Here is a 4,778-nt window from a genome sequence, read left to right on the forward strand (position 1 = left end):
CGCCTCGTCGAGGTCGGCCTCCAGGCCGTTCTTCTCACCGTCGATGATCCGCCGCTGAAGACGCTCATCCAGCGGCAGCGCGGCCAGCTCCTCGGCCTTGCCCGCCTTCAACGACTTCGCCGTCGCGCCCTCGAACAGCGCCATCAGCTTCTGCAGCGGGTCATAGCCCTCCGCACGGCGGTCGTAGATCAGATCGAGGGCCGTGGTCACCTGCTCCTCGTCGAACCGGGCGATCGGCAGGATCTTCGACGCGTGCACGATCGCCGAGTCCAGACCCGCCTTCACACACTCGTCCAGGAACACCGAGTTCAGCAGAATGCGCGCGGCCGGATTCAGACCGAAGGAGATGTTGGAGAGGCCGAGCGTGGTCTGCACGTCCGGGTGGAGCCGCTTCAGCTCCCGGATCGCCTCGATCGTGGCGACACCGTCCTTGCGGGACTCCTCCTGCCCCGTGCAGATCGTGAACGTCAGCGTGTCGATGAGGATGTCCGACTCGCGGATACCCCAGTTCCCCGTCAGATCGGCGATGATCCGCTGCGCGATCGCGACCTTGCTCTCGACCGTACGGGCCTGGCCCTCCTCGTCGATCGTCAACGCGATCAACGCCGCCCCGTGCTCGCGGGCCAGCTTGGTGACCTTCGCGAACCGGGACTCCGGCCCGTCACCGTCCTCGTAGTTCACCGAGTTGATGACCGCACGGCCACCCAGCTTCTCCAACCCCGCCTGGATCACCGGCACTTCGGTCGAGTCGAGCACGACCGGCAGCGTCGAGGCGGTCGCGAAACGCCCCGCCAGCTCCTGCATGTCCGCCACACCGTCCCGGCCCACGTAGTCCACACACAGATCCAGCATGTGCGCGCCCTCACGGATCTGGTCCCGGGCCATCTCCACGCAGTCGTCCCAGCGGCCGTCCAGCATCGCCTCACGGAACTTCTTCGACCCGTTCGCGTTCGTCCGCTCACCGATCGCCATGTACGAGGTGTCCTGACGGAACGGCACCGTCTGGTACAGGGACGCCGCCCCCGGCTCCGGGCGCGGCTCACGCACCGTCGGAGTCAGATCCCGCACCCGCTCGACCACCTGACGCAAGTGCTCGGGCGTCGTACCGCAGCAACCACCGACCAGCGAGAGCCCGAAGTCGCGTACGAAGTTCTGTTGCGCGTCGGCCAGGCCCTCCGGGCCGAGGGGGAAGTGGGCGCCGTCCTTCGTGAGGACCGGCAGGCCCGCGTTCGGCATGCACAGCAGGGGGATGCGGGAGTGCTGGGTGAGATGGCGCAGATGCTCGGTCATCTCGGCTGGTCCCGTCGAGCAGTTGAGGCCGATCATGTCGATGCCCAGCGGCTCCAGGGCCGTGAGTGCGGCGCCGATCTCGGAGCCGAGCAGCATCGTGCCGGTCGTCTCGAACGCCAGCGAGCACAGCAGCGGCATGCTCACGCCCGCCGCGTCCAGCGCGCGCCGCGCACCGAGGATCGCCGCCTTGGTCTGCAGAAGGTCCTGCGTCGTCTCCACCAGGAGAGCGTCCGCGCCGCCCGCGATCAGCCCCTCCGCGTTCGCCTGGAACCCGTCTCGTAGCTTCACGTACGGGGCGTGGCCGAGCGTCGGCAGCTTCGTACCCGGGCCCATCGAGCCGAGCACCCACCTCTGCCGGCTGGTCGACTCCGTGAACTCGTCCGCGACCTCCCGCGCGATCCCCGCACCTGCCTCCGACAGCTCGAAGATCCGCTCCGGGATGTCGTACTCACCGAGCGCCGAGGAGTTCGCCCCGAACGTGTTGGTCTCGACGCAGTCCACCCCCACCGCGAAGTACTCGGCATGCACCGACCGGACGATGTCCGGGCGGGTCACGTTCAGGATCTCGTTGCAGCCCTCCAGCTGCTGGAAGTCGTCCAGGCTCGGATCCTGCGCCTGGAGCATGGTGCCCATCGCTCCGTCGGCCACCACCACACGGGAGGCGAGAGCGGCACGCAAGGCGTCCGCTCGCTGGCGCTCCGCGGTACTCACGACAGCCCCGCGAGGCGTGGCTCGACGGCGCGGGCCGCGGCAGCCCCGTACGCCCGGTCGATGCGGGCTATCAGGTCCGACGGGATCAGCTTGTGCTCCTGGGTGCCGACCGACTCCAGGACGGTGGTGGCCAAGGCGCAGCCGAGGCGGGCGGCCTGTTCCTGTGGCCACTGCCATGCCGTGCCGGCGAGGAAGCCGGCGCGGAAGGCGTCGCCCGCGCCCGTGGGGTCGGCGATCCTGCCCGCGGAGACGGCCGGGATCCGCAGCATGGGGGCACCGGACCGGGCCATGCTGACGCCGTCCTCTCCCAGAGTGGTGATCCAGGTGCCGACCCGGCCGAGGAGGCCCTCCTGCGTCCAGCCGGTACGTTCGACCAGCAGGGCAGCTTCGTATTCGTTGGTGAACAACCAGTCGGCCCGATCGACCAGTTGACGCGCCTGATCCCGGTCGAGGCGGGCGAGCTGCTGGGAGGGGTCCGCGGCAACGGGGATGCCGAGGCGGTGCGCCGTTGCGGTGTGCCGCAGCATGGCTTCGGGGTCGTCGGCCCCGACCAGGACAAGCGCGGGCTTACCGGTGCGCGCGGTGATCTCTGCCAGGTCGATGCCGGGCGCCTCGGCCATGGCACCGGCGTAGAAGGTGGCGATCTGGTTCTGGTCCTCGTCCGTGGTGCAGACGAAGCGCGCGGTGTGCAGCGACGCGCTGACCCGCACGGCGGAGGTGTCGACTCCGTTCGCGCGCAGCCAGGCGTCGTACTCGGCGAAGTCGACGCCCGCCGCCCCCACCAGAATCGGGTCGAGGCGGAACTGGCCGAGGCCGAAGGCGATGTTGGCGGCGACGCCGCCCCTGCGCACCTCAAGGCGCTCGGCCAGGAACGACAAGGAGACGCGCTCCAGTTGGTCCTTGATCAGCTGCTCGGCGAAGCGGCCGGGAAACTCCATCAGATGGTCGGTCGCGATCGAGCCGGTCACGGCGATACGCACGGAAAAGCACTCCTTGAACCTCGGGCCGGTGTCGGACACGAGACGGCTCAGGTGGCAGGCGCCACCCGGTACAGCGGTGCGCGGCCGGGGGAAGTACCGCGCACCGCTGGCTCAATCGCCGGGGTTGCCCGGCGGCACGGTTCCGTCAGGCCGACTTGGCCGCCTTGCGCAGCGCTTCGGCGTGATCGGTGCGCTCCCAGGTGAAGTCCGGCAGTTCACGGCCGAAGTGGCCGTACGCCGCGGTCTGCGCGTAGATCGGGCGGAGCAGGTCGAGGTCGCGGATGATCGCGGCCGGCCGGAGGTCGAAGACTCTGGAGATGGCCTGCTCGATCTTCTCCACGGCGACCGTGGCGGTGCCGAAGGTCTCCACGAACAGGCCGACCGGCTCGGCCTTGCCGATCGCGTACGCGACCTGGACCTCGCAGCGGGAGGCGAGGCCCGCGGCCACGACGTTCTTGGCGACCCAGCGCATCGCGTACGCGGCCGAGCGGTCCACCTTGGACGGGTCCTTGCCGGAGAAGGCGCCGCCGCCGTGGCGGGCCATGCCGCCGTACGTGTCGATAATGATCTTGCGGCCGGTCAGGCCCGCGTCACCCATCGGGCCGCCGATCTCGAAACGGCCCGTCGGGTTGACCAGGAGCCGGTAGTCCTGGGTGTCCAACTTGATGCCGTCCTCGTCGAGTTGGGCCAGGACCTGACCGACGACATGCTCGCGGATGTCGGGAACGAGCAGCCCGTCCAGGTCGATGTCGCTCGCATGCTGCGAGGAGACCACGACCGTGTCCAGGCGGACCGGACGGCTGCCCAGGTACTCGATGGTCACCTGGGTCTTGCCGTCCGGGCGCAAGTAGGGGACAGTGCCGTCCTTGCGCACCTCGGTCAGCCGCCGCGCGAGGCGGTTGGCCAGCTCGATCGGCAGCGGCATCAGAGTAGGCGTCTCGTTGGTCGCGTACCCGAACATCAGCCCCTGGTCGCCGGCGCCCTGCTTGTCGAGTTCATCGTCATCGCCCTCGACCCGTTTCTCGTACGCCGTGTCCACACCCTGCGCGATGTCCGGGGACTGCGCGCCGATCGAGACCGACACGCCACAGGAGGCGCCGTCGAAGCCCTTGGCCGAGGAGTCGTATCCGATCTCAAGGATCTTCCCGCGCACCAGGTCGGCGATGTCGGCGTACGCGGAGGTCGTCACCTCGCCGGCGATATGCACCTGACCAGTGGTGATCAGGGTTTCGACCGCGACACGCGAGGCGGGGTCCTGCCGCAGGAGCGCGTCGAGGACGGTGTCGCTGATCTGATCGGCGATCTTGTCGGGATGCCCCTCGGTCACGGATTCCGAGGTGAACAGGCTGCGGGACATGACACTCCAGAGCAGGGCAGGTGGACATGGGCAGCAGGGCGGTGTGCGAGGAGGACGTGTCCCCCGGTCACGTGGCCTTGGTCGCGCTCAGGATGGCCTGCACCGGTATGACGTCCGGCGGAATCTCGCTGGAGTCCTTGGTGATCGCCTTGGTGACCTTGAACCCGCACTCTTCCAGCCAGCTCTGATAGGTCGAGAGCTTCTGCGGCCCGCCCTGGCCCATGGCGGCACCGATGAAGAAGGCCGGGAAGAAGTCGACGTTGTAGTTGTCGGTGTCCTTGATGTTCTCCGGGTACACCGGCACCAGGATGTTGACCTGTCCGCCTGGCTTCAGGGCCTTGTAGACGCCGGCGAGAATTCTCAGGACGTCGTCCTTGTCGAACATGTCCAGGAAGTGCTTGATCAGTACGGTGTCGAAGCCCTGGGGGATCTCGTCGAAG

4 protein-coding genes are annotated in these 4,778 nt (G+C 68.5%); all 4 read right to left on the reverse strand.

Features of this window, described 5'->3' with window-relative positions:
- Positions 1 to 2,001, reverse strand: a 2,001-nt coding sequence (locus QIS99_RS31840) for a homocysteine S-methyltransferase family protein (RefSeq protein ID WP_282517237.1), incomplete at its 3' end; no start/stop codon positions are given.
- On the reverse strand, positions 1,998 to 2,981 hold the full coding sequence (locus tag QIS99_RS31845) for a carbohydrate kinase family protein (RefSeq protein ID WP_282517238.1): 984 nt from the start codon (positions 2,979 to 2,981) through the stop codon (positions 1,998 to 2,000). The genes QIS99_RS31845 and QIS99_RS31840, both read right to left, overlap by 4 nt.
- A 145-nt stretch (positions 2,982 to 3,126) precedes the next feature.
- Entirely contained in the window at positions 3,127 to 4,338 is a 1,212-nt protein-coding gene (gene metK, locus QIS99_RS31850) for a methionine adenosyltransferase (protein WP_282517239.1), read from the reverse strand.
- Positions 4,339 to 4,405: 67 nt separating this feature from the next.
- The coding region (locus QIS99_RS31855) for a methyltransferase (RefSeq protein WP_282517240.1) at positions 4,406 to 4,778 on the reverse strand (373 nt) is incomplete at its 5' end.

Origin of the sequence: Streptomyces solicavernae, from assembly GCF_029968095.1 — a bacterium.
GTDB lineage: Bacteria > Actinomycetota > Actinomycetes > Streptomycetales > Streptomycetaceae > Streptomyces > Streptomyces solicavernae.